Origin of the sequence: Fictibacillus sp. B-59209, assembly GCF_036216745.1 — a bacterium.
In the GTDB taxonomy this organism is placed as follows: domain Bacteria; phylum Bacillota; class Bacilli; order Bacillales; family Fictibacillaceae; genus Fictibacillus_C; species Fictibacillus_C marinisediminis.
In genome coordinates this window covers 201065-220353 of record NZ_JARMMC010000020.1, presented here as the reverse complement: position 1 = coordinate 220353, position 19289 = coordinate 201065, and the positions used below count along the sequence as shown (strand labels likewise).

General features: G+C 46.4%; 21 protein-coding genes. 20 read left to right on the top strand and 1 reads right to left on the bottom strand.

All coding sequences use genetic code 11. The features are described from left to right. Positions 1-44: 44 nt before the first annotated feature. From P4361_RS17565 to paaX, 16 genes are all read left to right on the top strand, one after another. A complete protein-coding gene (locus tag P4361_RS17565; protein WP_328090293.1) occupies positions 45-1289 on the top strand; it encodes a sugar ABC transporter permease in 1245 nt (414 codons plus the stop codon). 30 nt (positions 1290-1319) lie between these two features. Further along, complete coding sequence (locus P4361_RS17560) at positions 1320-2147, top strand: carbohydrate ABC transporter permease (protein WP_053355526.1); 828 nt, start codon at positions 1320-1322, stop codon at positions 2145-2147. Between the two features lie 117 nt (positions 2148-2264). Next, entirely contained in the window at positions 2265-2999 is a 735-nt protein-coding gene (locus tag P4361_RS17555; protein ID WP_328090266.1) for an MBL fold metallo-hydrolase, read from the top strand. Positions 3000-3116: 117 nt separating this feature from the next. After that, on the top strand, positions 3117-4106 hold the full coding sequence (locus P4361_RS17550; protein ID WP_328090265.1) for a lipoate--protein ligase: 990 nt from the start codon (positions 3117-3119) through the stop codon (positions 4104-4106). Positions 4107-4371: 265 nt separating this feature from the next. Continuing rightward, positions 4372-5706, top strand: coding sequence for a phenylacetate--CoA ligase family protein (locus P4361_RS17545; protein ID WP_328090264.1), 1335 nt, complete (start codon positions 4372-4374; stop codon positions 5704-5706). Between the two features lie 129 nt (positions 5707-5835). After that, positions 5836-6744 carry a 1,2-phenylacetyl-CoA epoxidase subunit PaaA gene (gene paaA, locus P4361_RS17540; RefSeq protein WP_425590279.1) on the top strand — a complete coding sequence of 303 codons (909 nt, stop codon included), beginning with the start codon at positions 5836-5838 and terminating at the stop codon, positions 6742-6744. 23 nt (positions 6745-6767) lie between these two features. Continuing rightward, entirely contained in the window at positions 6768-7115 is a 348-nt protein-coding gene (gene paaB, locus P4361_RS17535) for a 1,2-phenylacetyl-CoA epoxidase subunit PaaB (RefSeq protein WP_053355522.1), read from the top strand. Continuing rightward, entirely contained in the window at positions 7112-7918 is an 807-nt protein-coding gene (paaC, locus tag P4361_RS17530; RefSeq protein WP_256226642.1) for a 1,2-phenylacetyl-CoA epoxidase subunit PaaC, read from the top strand. The genes paaB and paaC overlap by 4 nt, the downstream gene beginning before the upstream one ends. Before the next feature lie 30 nt (positions 7919-7948). Further along, on the top strand, positions 7949-8449 hold the full coding sequence (gene paaD, locus P4361_RS17525; protein WP_328090262.1) for a 1,2-phenylacetyl-CoA epoxidase subunit PaaD: 501 nt from the start codon (positions 7949-7951) through the stop codon (positions 8447-8449). Between the two features lie 318 nt (positions 8450-8767). Beyond that, positions 8768-9073, top strand: a complete 306-nt coding sequence (locus P4361_RS17520; protein ID WP_256226641.1) for an EthD family reductase — start codon at positions 8768-8770, stop codon at positions 9071-9073. After that, positions 9066-9842, top strand: coding sequence for an enoyl-CoA hydratase/isomerase family protein (locus tag P4361_RS17515; protein WP_256226640.1), 777 nt, complete (start codon positions 9066-9068; stop codon positions 9840-9842). The genes P4361_RS17520 and P4361_RS17515 overlap by 8 nt, the downstream gene beginning before the upstream one ends. Before the next feature lie 12 nt (positions 9843-9854). Beyond that, entirely contained in the window at positions 9855-10625 is a 771-nt protein-coding gene (locus tag P4361_RS17510) for an enoyl-CoA hydratase-related protein (protein ID WP_328090261.1), read from the top strand. A gap of 153 nt (positions 10626-10778) precedes the next feature. Then, positions 10779-11648: a 3-hydroxyacyl-CoA dehydrogenase gene (locus tag P4361_RS17505; RefSeq protein WP_425590275.1), complete on the top strand. Its 870-nt coding sequence runs from the start codon at positions 10779-10781 to the stop codon at positions 11646-11648. Then, on the top strand, positions 11645-12850 hold the full coding sequence (locus P4361_RS17500) for an acetyl-CoA C-acyltransferase (protein ID WP_328090259.1): 1206 nt from the start codon (positions 11645-11647) through the stop codon (positions 12848-12850). Before P4361_RS17505 ends, P4361_RS17500 begins: the two co-directional genes overlap by 4 nt. Before the next feature lie 12 nt (positions 12851-12862). After that, the gene (locus tag P4361_RS17495; RefSeq protein WP_328090258.1) at positions 12863-13642 is read left to right on the top strand and encodes an enoyl-CoA hydratase-related protein; all 780 of its coding nucleotides are present in this window, start codon (positions 12863-12865) and stop codon (positions 13640-13642) included. Positions 13643-13729: 87 nt separating this feature from the next. Then, positions 13730-14617 carry a phenylacetic acid degradation operon negative regulatory protein PaaX gene (paaX, locus tag P4361_RS17490; protein ID WP_328090257.1) on the top strand — a complete coding sequence of 296 codons (888 nt, stop codon included), beginning with the start codon at positions 13730-13732 and terminating at the stop codon, positions 14615-14617. A gap of 54 nt (positions 14618-14671) precedes the next feature. On the opposite strand, the gene P4361_RS17485 is transcribed toward paaX, so the two are convergent. Beyond that, positions 14672-15184, bottom strand: coding sequence for a gamma carbonic anhydrase family protein (locus P4361_RS17485; protein WP_091006882.1), 513 nt, complete (start codon positions 15182-15184; stop codon positions 14672-14674). Positions 15185-15256: 72 nt separating this feature from the next. Between P4361_RS17485 and P4361_RS17480 the strand changes: the two genes are divergently transcribed. The 4 genes from P4361_RS17480 to P4361_RS17465 all read left to right on the top strand — a co-directional run bounded on the left by P4361_RS17480 (position 15257) and on the right by P4361_RS17465 (position 19267). Then, positions 15257-16234: an NAD(P)H-dependent flavin oxidoreductase gene (locus P4361_RS17480; RefSeq protein ID WP_328090256.1), complete on the top strand. Its 978-nt coding sequence runs from the start codon at positions 15257-15259 to the stop codon at positions 16232-16234. 129 nt (positions 16235-16363) lie between these two features. Continuing rightward, positions 16364-17353, top strand: a complete 990-nt coding sequence (locus P4361_RS17475; protein ID WP_328090255.1) for an ABC transporter substrate-binding protein — start codon at positions 16364-16366, stop codon at positions 17351-17353. A 125-nt stretch (positions 17354-17478) separates the two neighbouring features. Continuing rightward, on the top strand, positions 17479-18498 hold the full coding sequence (locus P4361_RS17470; protein ID WP_328090254.1) for an ABC transporter permease: 1020 nt from the start codon (positions 17479-17481) through the stop codon (positions 18496-18498). Then, entirely contained in the window at positions 18473-19267 is a 795-nt protein-coding gene (locus P4361_RS17465) for an ABC transporter ATP-binding protein (RefSeq protein ID WP_265408411.1), read from the top strand. The genes P4361_RS17470 and P4361_RS17465 overlap by 26 nt, the downstream gene beginning before the upstream one ends. Positions 19268-19289 lie beyond the last annotated feature (22 nt).

Genomic DNA, 19289 nt, shown 5'->3' with positions numbered 1-19289 from the left:
CTTCAGGCAAAAAACGAAAAGCGTCTGAAAGCAGATTGGGCTATATGCTTGTTGCCCCGTCTTTGATTTTAATTCTCCTTATCGCAGTTTGGCCCGTACTTCAATCGTTTTATTATAGCCTTTTTGACCTCAGGTTAAATAATCCGACAAAATCCGAAGTAAACTTGAGTTATCACATCGACCTTGAAAAATATTTGAACAGCTACCCTTTCCTGATCAGTACACTCGAGGATGAGGCAGGAAAAGCAAAGGGTTCGACAGCTGAAACGCTGAACGGCTTGATTAAGGAATTAAAAGATGTTGATGCTGGCATACAGAGTGATGCCGCCGTTAAGAAAAAATACGAACAAGTCGATGATAAACTGACCAACATGGAACCGGTAAGCGAGGATCTAAGCTCGGTAAAGGTTGATAAAGCTGATGCTTTGAAACTTGATAAGACGCTTCATAAGGTTTCCACTCAAGTTAAGGCCCTTAAGGGGCTTAAAAATGAAGACGATGCTCTCGGGCTGTCTTCTTCCCTGAACGAAGCGGTAATCAAGCCTAACTTTATCGGATTTGACCATTACAAAAGCAATCTGACGGACAAGCGGATGTGGATGGCGATTTGGAATACAAGCGCGTTTACCATCATTTCCGTTTTTATAGAACTGGTACTTGGACTTGCGATTGCTGTATTGATCAATAAAGCTTTCTTTGGAAGAGGTCTGGTCAGGGCGACGATCCTCATTCCATGGGCAATTCCAACCGCCGTTTCTGCGAAAATGTGGCAGTTCTTATATGATGGCCAGAATGGGATTGTCGCTAAGATTTTTGAAAAAATCGGACTCGTCGATAATGCGACGGATCTCCTGACAAGCAATATCGGAGCCATGTTCTCTATTATTTTTACGGATGTCTGGAAAACGACTCCATATATGGCGTTATTGCTCTTAGCCGGTCTGCAGACAATCTCATCTTCACTCTACGAGGCCGCGTCCATTGATGGAGCGACCAAATGGAAGCAGTTCACCACCATTACACTGCCTTTGTTGAAATCCAGTATTCTGGTAGCCTTGCTGTTCAGAACACTCGATGCTTTCCGGGTATTTGACCTTGTTTATGTACTGACAGGCGGAGGTCCTGCCAACTCAACGGAAACGATATCGATCCTGGCGTACAAAAGAATGTTCGAACAGACCAATTTCGGGGACGGTTCAGCACTGTCGGTTATCGTCTTTGTCTGTGTTGCCGTCATTTCCATGATTTTCATCAAGTTTCTTGGCCGTGAGCTGTTAAACGACAAGTAGGGCAGTTACTGTAAAAAGGAGTGAGAATTCGTGAATAAAAAAGCAGGACCGCTGTTTTATATCTTTCTTGCAATCTTTGTGTTTCTCGTCATGTTCCCGTTCTTATGGATGCTGTTAAGCTCGATTAAGCCAGTTTCAGAGCTGTTTGGGGATAAGGCGTTCCATCCGTTTACAGACCATCCTACTTTTAAAAACTATGTGTCTGTATTCACTAACTATCCGTTTCTTAAATACTTATGGAACAGCTTCGTTGTTTCGGGTGTTACGACGGTGTATACAGTTTTAATCGCATCATTCACAGCTTACGCGATCGCGAGGCTGCAATTTAAAGGGAAGACAGTCATTTTGGGGCTGGTGCTCTCGGTATCCATGTTCCCGCAGATCGCTACCATTTCACCGATCTACATTCTATTGAAGAATATCGGATTGACCAACAGCTACTTAGGTTTGATCATTCCCTATACAACGGTTACGCTTCCGCTGTCGATCTGGATTCTGGTTACCTTCTTCCGCAAGATCCCGTTTGATCTGGAGGAAGCAGCAAAGATGGATGGAGCAACCTTGATGCAGACGTACTGGAAAGTTATACTGCCGCTGGCTGTACCGGGAATCTTTACAACAGCCATTCTCGTATTTATCGCAGCGTGGAATGAATTCCTGTTCGCCTTAACCATCAACACCGATGATAAATTAAAAACAGTTCCAGTCGGGATTGCAATGTTTGAAGGGCAGTTCACCGTACCTTGGGGCGACATAACAGCCGCAACAGTCATTGTGACTGTCCCGCTCGTTATCATGGTTCTGTTGTTCCAACGCAGAATTGTTTCCGGCCTTACATCCGGAGCCGTAAAAGAATAGAAGGCTTTCCTTTCCTTTCGTTTAGGTGCCAGGCACCCGCCTTTGACAGATGTCAAAAGGCGGTGCCTGGCACCTTTTAAGGTTATACTATAAAAAAACCATAAGGAAGTGAATGAAGTGAAGCTAACAGTAATTGGGTATTGGGGCGGCTATCCGGGAAAAGGAGAAGCTACTTCGGGTTATCTTCTGCAGCATGAGGGATTTAATCTGCTGATTGACTGCGGGAGCGGTGTTTTGTCCAGCCTGCAGAACTATATAGGGGTTGAGGAAATGAATGCTGTGATCCTGTCGCACTATCATCATGACCATGTGGCAGATATTGGCGTCCTTCAGTATGGACGGCTCGTTCAATCCTTTTTGCAGAAAGGTATTCCAACACTGCCGGTTTATGGCCACACAAAAGATCAAAAGGGTTTCCAGAGCTTAACGTACCGTTCAGCTACTGCGGGTAAAGCCTACTTCCCGGAACAGCTGCTCCAGATTGGTCCGTTTCACATCTCCTTTATGGAGACAAAGCATCCGGCACCATGCTATGCGATGAGAATTACAGATGGAAGTAAAACCTTCGTATATACAGCAGATTCTGCTTACCTCTCTGACTTTGTTCCCTTTAGTAAAGGTGCAGATCTGCTTATTTCAGAATGCAATTTCTACAGTGATCAAGATGGAAGCGGCCCTGGACATATGAACTCTCATGATGCTGCAAACATTGCAGCCAAAGCGGATATTCCTCATCTGCTTCTCACGCATCTGCCGCATTTCGGTGACCATAACCAGCTAATCGAACAGGCGTCAGAAAGGTTTAGCGGCAAAGTGGAAACTGCATCTTCCGGGTGGACGTGGAAAGGATAAAATACAACCATAAATTGTTAGGGAATGAGAAGTCTGACAGCTTGCTATTCTTCTAAAAGAGTTGTATAACGAAAAAGGAGAAATTATTTCTAACGGAGCAGTGAAGGAGAATAAGCTATGCTGTTTATTGATAACCGTAATATTACGGATCCCAGAGTAAACCTTGCCATCGAGGAATACGCTTTAAAAAACCTGGATATTAACGAAACGTATCTTTTATTTTATATTAATGAACCTTCTATCATTATCGGGAAGAATCAGAATACGGTAGAGGAAATCAATGCTGATTATGTTCGGGAGCACGGCATCCATGTCGTCCGCCGACTATCTGGCGGGGGAGCGGTCTACCATGATACCGGCAACCTGAACTTCAGCTTTATTACGAAAGATGACGGCAATTCTTTTCATGATTTTAAAAAGTTTACCGATCCTGTCGTCAAGGCACTGAATAAACTAGGTCTCAATGCGGAGCTTAGCGGAAGAAATGATATTCTCGTTGACGGGAAGAAAATTTCAGGAAACGCTATGTTTACCACCCGCGGCAGAATGTTTAGCCACGGTACACTTATGTTTGATTCCGAAATTGAAAATGTTGTCTCTGCTCTTAATGTAAAATTAGATAAGATTCAATCGAAAGGCATCAAGTCGATACGCAGCCGGGTTACGAATATTAAAGAGCATATGAATGAAGAAATGACGATGGAAGAATTCAAGCAGATTCTACTTTCGTACTTGTTCGAAGAATTTGAGGAAATCCCGCGCTATGAACTGACCGTAAAAGATTGGGAACAAATTAATAAGTTATCAGAAGAAAGATACCGCAATTGGGATTGGAACTATGGCAACTCTCCAAAATCCAACGTCGAGCTTTCTAACCGTTTCGCCGGAGGATCTGTGGAAGTAAAGCTGCAGATCGAGAGAGGCATCATGCGTGAATGTAAAATTTACGGTGATTTCTTCGGAGTAGGCGATGTACGTGACATCGAAGAGCGGCTGATTGGCATTCGCTATGACAGAGGGGAAATCGAAAAAGCGCTGGAGGATGCAGACATGCGCCATTATTTTGGAAATGTAACGAGAGAAGAATTTTTGGACCTGCTCTATTAATTAAAAAGCTCTGTAAGACTAAATGATGGAGCGTTTCATTTGTTCCACAAATCACTATATATAGAATCTGTTTTAATAAAGTCAATTAATAAAGACAGCTATGGCATGGGGCCACAGCTGTCTTTTTTGTTCATCTTCCATTTGACAGAATAATCGTAAAACGATAAGATTTAGAAAATAGTATTACATATATAATTAAAACGAAAATAAAACGTCATACGTAATAACTAAAAATGAAAGGGCTTACTAACTAAAGAAGAGGTGAATGCAGTTGATCTTTGATCGGGAAATGGAATGCATGGAACGAGGGGAAAAGCAGGAACTTCAGTTATCAAGACTTAAGGAAACAGCTGGGAAGGTATATGAGAGTGTGCCTTTTTACCGAAAAGCATTTGTGGAAAAAGGGATTGCGCCTGAGGATATTCATACGCTGGAAGATATAAAAAAATTGCCCTTCACCGTAAAAAAGGATCTTAGGGATCATTACCCCTTTGGCCTTTTTGCCATGGATACAAAAGAGCTGACACGCGTTCATGCTTCTTCGGGTACGAGCGGGAAGCCTACCGTCGTTGGATATACGGCAAAAGATATTGAAAACTGGAGCGAAATGGTGGCACGGTGTATCGCGATCGGCGGAGGTGAGCCTGGAAAATTCCTTCATAATGCATACGGTTACGGCCTCTTTACAGGAGGACTTGGCCTTCATTTTGGTTCAGAACGCCTGGGGATGGTGACTGTACCGGTTTCTGGAGGCAACACGGAACGCCAAATCCTGCTCATTGAAGACTTTAAGCCAGAGGTGATCTGCGGAACTCCGTCCTATATCCTGACTATTGCAGAAAAGATGGAGAAAATGGGCAAGGATCCTCGCGCTACTACCTTAAAATACGGCATATTTGGTGCAGAGCCTTGGTCAGAGGAGATGAGGACTGCTCTAGAAGAAAAGCTGAATATTAAAGCGATGGACATCTATGGACTTAGTGAAGTGATGGGGCCGGGTGTAGCCATGGAGTGCCATGAAGCACAGGACGGACTTCACATCATGGATGACCACTTTTTTGTTGAAGTGATCGACCCTGACACACTTGAACCAGTTCCAGAGGGAGGAACGGGCGAGCTTGTGTTTACTAGTTTAACGAAAGAAGCCTTCCCTGTCATAAGGTACCGGACAGGTGATATCGCTTCGCTTCGTACGGGAAAATGCGTCTGTGGACGCACTTCCGTCAGGATGTCACGTGTTAAAGGCCGGATTGATGATATGCTCATTATCCGCGGTGTCAACGTTTTTCCATCCGAAATTGAGAACTGTCTTCTAAAAGCAGAGGATCTTGTTCCTCATTATCAGCTCCACGTTCATGCAGACGGTTTTAAAGAGAATGTTCAGCTTCACGTAGAGATTACAGAAGCTTGTTTCACACGCATGGAACAAAACCTTGACCATGTGGATTTGGAATTGCTCAAAGACCGAATCAAGCATGCGGTTAAAAGCAGCTGTCTTGTAAATCTGGATATCCATCTGCTTCCTCCGGGCTCCATTCCAAGGTCTGAAGGGAAGGCAGTTCGGGTGGTCAGACATAAAACCGCTCAATTAGGTGTATAGTTGGTTGTTATTTATATGACGATATTTTATAATAACGGTAAAAAAACGTAATATAATTAGGAGGGGCTTATTGTGCAGGCAGGTCTCAGCTTTGAACAGTTAACAAACGATGAAAAGCACCAGCATTTTATGGATCGAATCAACCGCGGTGAAAAGATAGAAGCCGATGATTGGATGCCGGATGATTATAGAACAAATCTCATACGTCTCATTTCTATGCATGGCATTTCGGAAATTATGGGAGCGCTTCCAGAAAAGGAGTGGGTACCAAAAGCACCATCCCTTCACCGTAAATTAGCGATTATGGCGAAAGTGCAGGATGAAATGGGGCACGGCCAGCTCTTATTGCGTGTTGCGGAGGATCTCATGGCTCCTCTCGGGAAAACAAGAGAAGACATCATGCAGGATCTGTTCTCCGGCCGTCTGAAATTTCACAACGTCTTTCATATGGAGGCACCGACTTGGGGGGATGCCGGAATGATCGCCTGGCTAGTGGACGGAGCAGCCATCATCTCGCAGAGCATGATGCTCGATTCATCATACGGGCCATACGCAAGAGCGTTAAAGCGTATTTGCGCAGAAGAAGTCTTCCATGCTCAGCATGGCGAGAGCATTATTTTAGCTCTTGCTGAAGGTACGCCTGAACAGCGAGCATTGCTGCAGGATTCCCTTAACCGCTGGTGGACGTCACTGATCATGTTCTTTGGTCCGAAGTCAGCAAAAGAAACGGGTAATTCGAACGCCGATAAGAACATCATGTATAAAATCCGGACGAAAACGAATGAAGATCTTCGCCAGGAGTTCTTCACCAAATATATTCCGCGCGTCTGGGCGCTCGGCCTTACCATTCCAGATGAAACGATCCACTTTGATGAAGAGACACAGATGTGGGTGTATCAGGATGTCGACTGGAATGAATTTAAACAGATTGTTTCAGGAAATGGGCCGTGTTCACAGGAACGATTGGATTTGAGAAGAAGTTCATATGACACCAACAGCTGGGTTCGGGAGGCACTTGCCGCCCAAAAGGCGATCTAAAGGCGGAGGAGAGTGGATAACGAATGAGCGAACAAGGAAACCAATTTTATAACGTGTATGAAGTGTTCAGCAAGAAGACAGATAAAGCTCCTTTTCAGCATCAGTTCAGCCTGCTTGCGCCGAACGCAGATATGGCTCTTGTCATGGCAAAGGAAAATTTCTTCCGCAGAGAGACAGTGGCTGACATTTGGGTCGTCAAACGGGAGAACATCCGCGGCTTAACACAGAGTGAAAGAGAAATGCTGAAAAGACTGGATAAAGACTATAGAGAAACTAAAGGATATGGTTACCTGAAGAAAAAATGGCGTGACTACAATCAGGAACAGTTTACAGAACAGCACATCATGGGCGGAAGGGAAGAGAGCCGATGACCGGAGAAACATTAAACCAACAAGAAAAAAAAGCGCTCAAGGAATTGATCTATCAGCTGGCAGATGATGACTTTATCCTGGCTTACAGAGGATCGGAATGGCTTGGACTCGCTCCCCATATCGAAGAAGACGTTGCGTTTTCTTCCATCAATCAGGACATGATGGGGCATGCCTCAATGTACTACCACCTTTTGGAGGACCTTGGTGAAGGAGAAGCGGACCGCATTGCGCATCTCAGAAAACCCGAAGAGTTCCGCAATGCCATCCTGCTTGAAAGGGTGAATGGAAGCGGGACCTATCTTGATAAACCGGACTATGACTGGGCATTTGCCGTCGTAAGAAACTATTTTTATGCGGTCCACAAACACATCCGTCTGGAATCGCTGAGAATGTCTTCCTACGAACCGCTGGCCAATGCAGCGAAGAAAATCATGACAGAGCAGTATTACCATTTGATGCACTGGGATATTTGGTTCAAGCAGCTTGTAATGAGCACAGAAGATGCGAAGCAACGCATGCTGTCAGCAGTGGATAGAGTATGGAGAGATTTTGGCGGAGTACTTACGCTGGGACCATTTTATGGAGAGGTCGTAAAAGCTGGATTAATAGAAGATGAACCGCTTCTGAAGAAACGCTGGCTTAACAGGATTGAGAAAGTATTCTCGGAAACCGGTATAACAGTACCAGGAGAGCCGCTGATTGAAAGCGGTAACGGCCGGAAAGGCGAGCATACGCCTGATCTTGCTGAAGCCCTTTCCACTCTTTCAGAAGTGTTTGCCACTAACCCGGCTTCCGGCTGGTAACAAAACGCAGGACCGGAAAGGAGAGACAGCATGGTTATACAATCTATGAATCTAAAAGAAAAAGTAATCTCAGCCCTCAAAGATGTAAAAGACCCGGAGATTGCTTCTGTAAGCATACTGGACCTGGGAATGATTGAAGACGTTGAGGAAAGAGAAGGCTCTGTACTCATCAAAGCGCTGCCTACGTTCGTTGGCTGTCCGGCCCTTCATATCATTGAAAGAGTTATTAAACAGGCTGCCCGTGCTGTAGAAGGTGTGAAGGAGGTTCATGTGGAGTTTGTCTACACGCCGGCTTGGACAACAGACCGGATTACTGAAGAAGGTAAAGAGAGATTAAAAGAGTTTGGGATTGCGCCTCCACCGGCAAATCATGTGATGGGGGAACCGTGGAGCATCGATTGTCCGTATTGCGGCTCCTCATATGTAACCATGGAGAATATCTTCGGCCCGACCGCATGCCGCAGCATCCTATATTGCAAGTCTTGTAAAAACCCTTTTGAAGCGATGAAGCCTGTAGCAGATATGAATTGAAAAAGAAGGCTCTTTTCAAAAAAATTGTTGCTTATGAGTGTAAAGAGCTTCATTGACAAGTTGATTGGAGTGCAAGGTGCGAGACTCCGGCGGGATGAAGCGTGACAGGTGAGACCAAGGAGGCGCTTGCGCCACGGGGCTCACCGCACGCCCCGCGGAAAGCGAGCAGCCTGAAACGGAGATCAACCGCCTTCCAAGAGCACCAAAGGTTACGAAAACAGCCAAAAAGAAAAAGGGGAACAGCCAGTTTTATAGAAATGATGTAATGCTGTCTTATTATGACGAACCAATAAATATACAGTCGAGAGGAAGATACAAATGGTAAAATTGATCGCACTTTATAAAACTCCGGAGAACAAGGAAAGATTTGATGACCATTATTTCGGTACACATACAGAAGTAACGAAAAAGATTCCAGGGCTTCGCAAAATGGAAGTAACAAAGATTGTAGGCTCCCCAATGGGAGAAAGCAAATACTACTTGCTCTGTGAAATGTATTATGACGATCATGAATCATTAAAAGCAGGGATGAAATCAGCTGAAGGAAAAGCTTCGGGCAAAGACTTGATGTCTTTTGCCGGAGACCTCGTTACATTGATGATCGGTGAGGAAGTGAATGAGTAATTTCACAACGATAACGTCAAAAGTAGAAGAGGGTATTGCACTGATTGAGCTTAACCGCCCCAAAGTGCTTAACGCCATCAACCGAAGCATGGTGTCAGAGCTTCTGTCTGCTTTTGAGCAATATGACCGTGATGACCAAGTGAAAGCGATCGTTCTAACCGGAAACGACCGGGCATTTGCGGCCGGAGCCGATATCGATGAAATGATGAATGACGATGCCATTACGCTTGAACTGCTTAACCAGTTCAAGGATTGGGACCAGCTGCACACCATCAAGAAGCCGATTATCGGAGCGGTAAGCGGATTTTGTTTCGGCGGCGGGTTTGAGCTTGCGCTGTGCTGTGACATCCTTTTTGCTTCTGAAAAAGCACAGTTCGGTTTTCCGGAAATCAAGCTTGGCGTGATGCCTGGTGCAGGAGGAACAGTCAAGCTGACCAAGCTCATGGGGCAGAAAAAAGCACTGGAATGGCTGTGGCTCGGTGAACCGATGACTGCGAAGGAGGCTCATCAGCACGGGGTGATCAACAGGGTAGTAGCTCCTGAACTCGTGTTAGAAGAAGCAATGAAATTTGCACGTACCATCGCCTCCAAAGCACCGCTCTCCTTACGGTTGATTAAAGAGACGGTCTATAAAGCGGTCGATGACTCTGTTCTCGACGGCATGCAGTTTGAAAGAAAAAATTTCTATCTGCTGTTTTCTTCTGAAGACCAGAAGGAAGGCATGAAAGCTTTTGCTGAAAAACGGCGGGCTAATTTCAAGGGGAAATAAGGAGGAGCGCTGATGTTTGAAACGATCATGTACGAAACAAGAGCCGGAGTAGCCTGGATTACACTGAACAGGCCCGACAAGCTCAACGCGTTCACGAGAGTGATGCATAAAGAGATGCTTTCCGCTTTAAAAACGGCTGGCAAAGACGAGGAAGTACGTGCGGTCGTCATTACGGGTGCAGGGCGTGCGTTCTGCTCCGGCCAGGATCTCGGCGGAAGCGACAATCCTGACTACGGAGAGGTTCTCCGCCAAGGTTATAATCCAATGGTCCAGGCTCTCGTTTCTATCGAGAAGCCGGTAATCGCTGCTGTAAACGGTGTGGCGGCCGGTGCAGGAATGAGCCTGGCGCTTGCCTGTGACTTCAGGGTGGCTTCTGATAAAGCAAGCTTTATCGAAGCGTTCATCCACGTAGGCCTTGTTCCGGATTCCGGCAACCTGTATTTTCTTCCAAGGCTTGTAGGCCATGCGAAGGCCATGGAACTTGCTGTATTGGGTGAGAAGATTTCTGCTGAACAGGCAAAAGAATTGGGTCTTGTCACAAAGGTTGTATCCGATGAAGTTTTTGTTCAGGAAGTGGAGACGTTTGCGGTTCGATTGGCGAATATGCCGACGAAAGCGATCGGTCTGATCAAGCGATACATGAACAAAAGCTGGGAAAGCGATTTAAACGAAGTGCTGGAATATGAGGCACTTGCACAGAAAACAGCGGGCAGCACCCAGGACCATAAAGAAGGGGTTACCGCATTTATGGAAAAACGCAAGCCCGTGTTTACAGGGAAATAGATTGTATGCTGGAATGTGGCTGGTTCTAACCAGCTTCCATTCCTTCAGGAAGACAAACATTCGAGGATCTATATATAGCTGAAAAATAAAAAAAGCGGGCTGCAGCAGGGCTCGCTTTTGCAACATTCAAGGAATGTGGAGGAGATACCATTGATGCAATCCATCGTTGTTGTCGGATCAGGAGTAATGGGCAGAGGAATTGCCTACAGTGCAGCAGTAGGGGGCTTCCATGTGCAGCTGGTTGATGTTCAGGAGGAAGCGCTAAAAAACGCGGAACGTGAAATAGAAGCCATTTTTTCAAAAGGTGTTGCCAGAGGAAAGCTGGGTGCAGAAGAAGCTGAAACGGCGAAAAATCGGCTTTCTTACTCCAGCCATCTTTCGGAAGCGGCAAGCCAGGCTGACTTGGTCATTGAAGCCGTTCCGGAAAATTTTGAGATTAAAAAGGCTGTATTCACAGAGCTGGACAAAGCAGCACCAGATCACTGCTTTTTAGCTACAAATACATCGACTATGAGCCCGACTGAAATCGGTTCATTTACGCAGCGTCCTGAAAAGGTCGTCGCTATGCACTTTTTCAACCCGGTCCACAAGATGCCGCTTGTTGAGATTGTAAGGGGGCATGAAACGAGCGATGAAACAGCAGCTGCGGTAAAAGAAGCAGCAGAGCGGATGGGAAAAGAAACGGTCATTGTTAACGAGTTTCCTGGCTTTGTAACGAGCCGGATTTCGGCGATGGTCGGAAACGAAGCGTTCTTTATGCTTCAGGAAGGTGTAGGTACTCCGGAAGAAATCGATAAAGCGATCAAGCTTGGTTTAAACTATCCGATGGGGCCGTTTGAACTTGGCGATCTTGTCGGTCTGGATACACGGCTTAACAACTTAAACTATCTTCATCAGACCCTCGGTGAAAAATACCGTCCATGTCCGCTTCTTGTTAAATATGTGAAAGCGGGAAGACTTGGCCGCAAGACCGGACGCGGCGTCTATGATTATATGATCGAGAAGGGCGGCGTAACCAAATGAGAGAAGCCGTTATTGTCGATGCAGTGAGGACGCCCATCGGCCGCTACAAAGGCGGGTTGAAAAACGTCCGGCCGGATGACCTTGCAAGTATTGCCATTAAGGCGTTAATGGAGAGAAATCCGAATGTACCAGCTGCAGAGGTTGAAGAAGTTATTCTTGGAAACGCAAATGGTGCAGGAGAGGATAACCGGAACGTAGCCCGCATGGCGGCGTTACTGGCAGGACTTCCTGTCGAGGTTGGCGGTACGACGATCAATCGATTGTGCGGTTCCGGACTTGATGCCTTTATCTATGGAGCAAGGGCCATCATGGCGAATGAGGGAGATATCTTCATTGTCGGCGGGACGGAAAGTATGACAAGAGCACCTTTCGTAATGGCGAAGCCGGATGCGGAATTTCCGCGCGGCGACATGAAGATGTTTGACACAACAATCGGCTGGCGGTTCATCAACCCGCTCCTTAATGAAAAGTATGGAACTGACTCCATGCCGCAGACGGCTGAAAATGTGGCGCAGCGCTGTGGAATTTCCCGTGAGGCGCAGGACAGCTTTGCGGCAGAGAGCCAGCACAGGGCCCAGAAAGCGATAGAAGCAGGGCGGTTTAACGAAGAAATCATTCCTGTAGTTTTAAAGGATAGAAAAGGCAATGAAACCATTTTTGATAAGGATGAGCATCCTAGACCAGGTACTACAGCTGAAAAATTGTCAGGGCTCAAACCTTTGTTTGCCGGCGGCACGATCACTGCAGGAAATGCATCCGGAGTTAATGACGGTGCAGCTGTGCTGTTGATGATGAGCGCTGAAAAAGCAAAGGAATTGGGCGTGAAACCTCTGGCGCGCTATAAGGCTTCTGCTGTTTCTGGTCTGGAGCCTTCAGTTATGGGGCTGGGGCCGATTGAAGCGAGCAGAAAAGCGGTGCAGCGGGCGGGCATCACGCTGGAGGAGCTTGGTCTGATCGAACTGAATGAAGCATTTGCCTCCCAATCTCTGGAGTGCATAAAACAGCTGGAGCTTGATCAGCAAAAGGTAAATGTGAACGGCGGCGCGATTGCTTTTGGACATCCGCTTGGAGCGAGCGGTGCAAGAATCCTGACGACGCTAATTCATGAGATGAAGAAACGAAACGTAAAGCATGGGCTGGCAACGATGTGCATCGGCGTGGGCCAAGGCATCGCTGCCGTCATTGAAAATATAGAGGAGTAAGGGGAGAATGAAATGCCGGAAGCTATTCTTTATGAAGTAAAAGACCATATCGCTTATGTTACGTTAAACCGTCCTGAAGTGCTGAACTGCTTTAACTATCGAACACTGCAGCGGCTCGGTGAGGTTGTTAATGAAATCCATCATAAGCAGGATGCCCGTGTTGTTATTTTCACAGGGGCAGGAGAGAAAGCCTTCAGCGCAGGAGCGGACCTCAAAGAGCGGCGCACCCTCTCAGAGGCCGATGTTAAACGCAACGTACGAAAAATCCGTGATGTATTTTCTGCGGTTGAGGCGCTTCCGCAGCCTACAATCGCCGCGATTAACGGCCATGCGTTCGGGGGCGGGTTTGAACTGGCGCTTGCATGCGACATTAGAGTTTCCGTTGATTCAGCTTCCATGGGCCTGACTGAGCTTAGCTGGGCGATTATTCCGGGTGCAGGTGGAACACAGCGGCTTCCGCGATTAATTGGGCAGGCTAAAGCGATGGAGCTTATTCTGACAGCCAAGAAAATGAAGGCTGATGAAGCCTGGCAATACGGCATTCTGAATAAAGCGGTGACGAGAGAAGAACTGTTGCCGGCATGTGTAGAATATGCTGCCGCCATCCTGAAGAACGGACCGATCGCTGTGCAGCAGGCAAAGTACTCCATCAAGCACGGTATGGAAACCGACCTGCAGACAGGGCTTGCGATCGAGGCCAAAGCCTATGAAGTGACCATTCCTACAAAAGACAGAGTGGAGGCGCTTGATGCCTTCAGTGAAAAAAGACCTCCTGTTTTTAAAGGGGAGTAGATTTTACCTGGATAGCTTGTTCTGCTCTATGTGTTTTGGTAGGATAGGAGTCATCTAAATTGACAGTAAAGCAAATGAGGGACAGTCATGCAAAACAGTTTAAACACGCGTTCAATGATTTTTACGCTGTATGGAGATTACATACGCCACTATGGCAATGAAATATGGATTGGAAGCCTGATCCGCCTTCTTGAGGAGTTCGGCCATAACGAACAGGCGGTAAGGGCAGCCATCTCCCGTATGAACAAACAGGGCTGGATCGTTTCGCGCAAGCAGGGGAACAAGAGCTATTATTACTTAACCCCGCGCGGAGCAAGACGAATAGATGAGGCCGCAAAACGGATATTCAAGCTGCAGCCCGAAAAGTGGGACGGTACGTGGTACATGTTTACGTATACCATTCCCGAAGAAAAGAGAAGCATCAGGGACGAATTAAGGAAAGAATTGGTATGGAGCGGGTTCGGTCTTTTGGCCAACAGCTTCTGGATCTCTCCCAACAACCAGAAAGAACAGATCAATCAGATGATGGAGAAGTACGAGATTCAGGACTTTGTCCACTTTTTTACGGCAAAATACGAAGGGCCTCATGAAAACGCACAGCTCGTAAATGAGTGCTGGGACTTGACGGATACCAACCAGAAGTATGATGAGTTCATCAAGACTTACTCCCAAAAATATGTGATTGATAAGAATAAGATTGAAAAGGGCGAGATGACAGATGGCGAGTGCTTTGTAGAACGAACAAAGCTCGTCCATGAATACCGCAAGTTCCTGTTTGTTGATCCCGGGCTTCCTCAAGAACTTCTCCCATCCGACTGGCTCGGAGATTATGCAGCCTCCTTATTTGGAGATTATTACAGAACACTCGCGGGTCCTTCCAGCCGCTTTTTCGAGGAGATCTATCAAGAAGGAAACGAACTGAAAAGAGACAAATCTTACAACGCGCTGAACCACCCGCTCATCCAGGAACTGTAGATTTGTAAACAAAAAGCACTTTCATCCTGAGCGGGAAAGTGCTTTTTATTTCCATTATTTTAGCTCCTGCTTAAACTGCTGCCCTTTTTGCTGATACGTTTCAATGGTTATTCGGATAATCTCCAGGTCTTTGTCATTCAACTCCCGAATGACTTGGCCGGGAGAACCCATGACCATGGTACGGGGCGGAATCTTTTTTCCGGGAGGGATAAGGGTGTTTGCTCCGATAAAGGCTTGTTCACCAATCTCGGCACCGTCGAGGATTGTCGCACCCATTCCGATCAGTGCACCCTTTCTGACCGTGCAGCCATGAAGGATGACATTATGCCCAATCGACACTTCATCCTCAAGAACGAGGGGATACTGCTCGTATAGATGCAGTGTGCAGTTATCCTGGACATTGCAGCGATCTCCAATGGTGATCGGCCCTTCATCCCCGCGAAGGACACTGTTAAACCAGATACTGGATTCTTTGCCGATTTTGACATCGCCAATGATATGTACGCCCGGGGCAATAAAAGCGCTTTCATCAATCTGCGGCTCTTTTCCGTTAAATGTGTAATTCATAGAATAGATCCTCCCTGTTGTTTTGACTGTGATTATAAAAAGTATAACAGATTCATAGGAAGGAGTAAGAAAATGAACACTGTATGCAAGATTTTAGGCATCCAATATCCCATTATTCAAGGAGGAATGGGGAATGTCAGCAACGCACAGCTGACAGCGGCTATCTCAAACGCAGGTGCCCTGGGGACAATTGGAGTAGGGACGATGCTCCCTGATGAAGTAGAAGCGATGATCGTGGAGACTGCTTCGAAAACATCGAAGCCGTTCGCTGTCAATGTTCCGCTCACTGTGGCATCCAACGTAAAAGAAATCTTTCAGCTGATCATCAAGCACCATGTTCCCGTTGTTTCTTTATCAGCTGGAAATCCCGCCCCCTACATTCACAAGCTGCAGGAACACGGCATTAAAGTCATTTGCGTGGCCGCTTCTGTTTATCATGCGAAAAAGGCAGAAGACGCGGGAGCAGATCTCATTGTCGCAGAAGGATATGAGGCAGCTGGTTTAAACTCTCCATTTGAAACAACAACGATGACGCTCATTCCGCAGGTAGCCGATGCGATCAAGATTCCGCTGATCGCAGCTGGCGGGATCGGGGATGGACGAGGTGTAGCGGCCGCCATGATGCTCGGGGCAGAGGGTGTGCAGCTCGGTACGAGATTCATAGCAGTTAAAGAAGCTCCGTTCCACCTGCGCTATAAAGAAGCGCTCATTCAGGCAGATGACCGGGATACAGTTGTTGTCGGCCGTTCTGTCGGAAGAATCCGCAGAGTGATGAAAGCTCCTTATGCCGAGAGACTGCTATCGAAGGAATCAGAAGGCATTACGCTCGAAGAATTTAATGCACTGACGACGGAAGACCAGCACATTGCAGGCGCAATAAAGGGTGACTTTGAGCAAGGATTCATCAACAGCGGGCAGATTGCAGGATTGATTAAAGACATGCCTTCAGCAAGCGAGCTGATACAGAAAATGATGAAAGATGCCGGACTGGCCATCAGCCGCAAGAGCAGCGAGCTTTCTAGCTGGCAAAAACAAGGAACAGACCTTTAAAAGGAAAAGAATTTATAATATAATTAATCTTGTAAATAGTTTGAAAAATTTACTAGAGGCATGACCGTTCAACCAGTGCTGCAACGAGATAGGGAGATGTCTGCTGTAGTAAAAAGGGGGAAAAAGAGAATGAAGAAGTGGAAAGGTTTACTCGGTGTTTCACTGGCTGGTATGGTGCTGCTGGCAGGCTGCGGAACATCGAAAGAAACGAACAGTGAGGAAAAAGGCGGCAAGGAAATCAAGATTGGTGTCACTCAGATTGTAGAGCACCCGTCGCTTGATGCGGCCTATAAGGGCTTTAAAAAAGCTATTTCTGCCAGCGGACTGAAAAATGTAAAGTATGATGTCCAGCTAGCGCAAGGAGATCCAAACAATTCTCAGACGATTGCCAAGAATCTTGTGGGTGAAAAAGTAGATCTCATTTTTGCCAACTCCACACCGAGTGCCCAGCATGCTCTTAACGCTACAAAAGACATTCCGATCGTATTTACTTCAGTAACGGATCCAGTCGGAGCCAAGCTCGTACAAAGCTTTGAAAAACCTGGAGACAACATTACTGGAACGACGGATACTCATCCTGATGCTATCCCAAAAACGATAGAGTTTATTGACAAACAGACCGATGCAAAAACAGTGGGCTTGATTTACAACAAAGGAGAACAGAACTCTGTTGCCCAGGTAGACCTTGTGAAAAAAGCGCTTGAGGAATCTAATCTGAAACCAGTGGAAGTCAGTGTCTCAACCTCTGCGGATGTGAAGCAGGCTGCAGAATCACTCGTCGGACGTGCGGATGTTTTTTATATCGTTACCGACAATACAGTAGTATCTGCCCTCGAATCCGTTATCAGTGTGGCTGAAGACAAAGATATACCGATGTTTGCAGGTGAGCTTGATTCTGTAAAACGCGGAGCCTTCGCCGCATACGGATTCGATTATTATGACATCGGCTATGAAGCCGGGCAGATGGCAGCGGACATTTTGAAAGGTAAAAAGAAGCCTAGCGAAATTAAGGTGCAATACCCTCAAAAGCTGAAACTCGTCATCAATAAGAAAGCTGCAAAAGCCATGAACATCAAACTGAAAACTGAATGGGACTCAATGGCTGAATATACAAAGTAAGTCTCCCGTGTTGGGTTTGACACATCGCTTTTGGTCAAATCCAGCACGTTTTTTTCGATGGCAAAGGGAAAGAGCAAACCGTATGCAGTTTATAAAGACAAACGCTTTTTAGGGGAGGAATACAGATGTTTGCACTCTTTAGCGCTTTGGAATCAGGTGTGATCTATGCCATTATGGCACTCGGTGTATACCTTTCGTTCCGTATCCTGGACTTTCCAGACTTAACGGTAGACGGAAGTTTTGTAACAGGTGCAGCGATATCTGCCAGTTTAATAGTCCACGGACAGAATCCTTTTATTGCCACGATGGCAGGAATACTCGCTGGATTTATCGCAGGCTGTATAACAGGAATCTTACATACCAAAGGAAAAATTAATCCGCTCTTATCCGGAATTCTCATGATGATCGCCCTCTACTCCATCAACCTCCGGATTATGGATCAGCGTTCAAATGTACCGCTTCTGGGAGAAGATACAGCATTTACTTTAATCACTTCCTTTTGGCAGAAACTTGGGCTCGACAGCATGTTCAATAAGCTGTTCACAGCTATTGGACTGGGAGATAGTCTTCCAAAAACCTGGGGCATCTTTTTTGTCATGGCGATCGTGACGATTCTTATCAAATTTGCAGCTGACTGGTTCCTGAAAACGGAGATTGGGTTGGCACTCCGGGCGACTGGAGACAATAAGCGGATGATCCGAAGTTTTTCGGCAAACACGGATGGCTTAACGGTTCTTGGGCTGGGGTTGTCAAACGCTCTTGTCGCTTTTGCTGGTGCACTCATCGCCCAATACGGAGGTTTTGCTGACGTCGGGATGGGGATTGGCATGATTATTATCGGACTCGCTTCTGTCATTATCGGTGAAGCTTTGTTCGGAACAAGGTCCATTGCCCGTGCAACGCTTGCGGTTGTTTTAGGGGCCGTTGTTTATCGCATCATCATTGCCTTTGCCCTGCAGATTGAATTTTTTGAAACGGGTGATTTGAAATTGATTACAGCGCTGATCGTTGTCTGCTCTCTTGTCCTTCCTAAACTGCTGGAAGCGAGAAAGGAACAGGCGAGGAAAATGAGGAGAAAGCAGCTGAACCATCAGACTATGGACAGAAAGGGTGAAGAAATTGCTGCATCTAAATTCGGTTCATAAAATCTTTAACGAAGACACACCCGATGAAAAAATCGGCCTGTCGAACATCAACCTGCAACTGGAACCTGGAGATTTTGTCACAGTTATCGGGAGCAACGGAGCGGGAAAATCAACCTTAATGAATGTTATTTCAGGTGTACTGTTTCCCGATGCAGGCCAGGTTATGATTAAAGGAAAAAACATACTTTCTTTGCCTGAACATAAACGTTCCAAGTTTATTGGAAGGGTCTTTCAGGACCCAATGGCGGGAACGGCTCCGACGATGACGATTGAGGAAAATCTGGCGATGGCTTACGCGCGCAATAAGAGAAGAACTCTTAAACGGGGGATTACGAGAAAATCCAGGGACTTCTTTAAGGAAGCAATAAAGTCTCTTCATTTGGGCCTGGAAAACCGTTTTACCGCTAAAGTCGGCCTGCTATCCGGAGGTGAACGCCAGGCGCTGTCCCTGCTTATGGCAACTTTTACAGAGCCCGATATCCTGCTTTTGGACGAGCATACAGCAGCACTTGATCCTTCCCGTGCGGCGCTCATTACGGAGCTGACGAAGGAGATTGTGGCCGCACACGGGCTTACTACCTTAATGGTCACTCATAACATGCAGCAGGCGATCGATCTCGGCAACCGGCTGATTATGATGGATAAAGGGCAGATCATCCTGGATGTCGATGAAGTCAGCAAAAAGTCTCTAACCGTAGAAATTCTTCTCAATGAGTTTCAGCGCATAAGAGGAGAAAAGATGGCGAGCGACAGGGCTCTTCTTTCATAAATCACGAGGCAAAACTAAAGCT